General features: G+C 43.3%; 1 protein-coding gene. It reads right to left on the reverse strand.

Going from position 1 to position 217, the window contains the following annotated elements; translation table 11 throughout:
- A partial coding sequence (locus ACW689_RS21560; RefSeq protein WP_476294462.1) for a transposase occupies positions 1-217 on the reverse strand: 217 nt, incomplete at both ends.

Consider the following 217-nt stretch of genomic DNA (forward strand, 5'->3'; position numbering starts at 1 on the left):
TAACCACTAAACAGTCGAGATAGACGATTGGGTAAACAGCATCAAGTGGCCTAGCTTGCCATTCTACGACTTGAGCGATAACGGCATCTGTGACACGAGAAATCAATGTTGGTGATACATCAGCGTCATACATTTCTTTGAACGTAGAAACGATTTCACGGGTCGTCATGCCTTTGGAATAGAGATATAAAATCTTGTCGTCCATTGACGTGAAGCG

Source organism: Pseudoalteromonas sp. ABE4_541 (genome assembly GCF_056312285.1).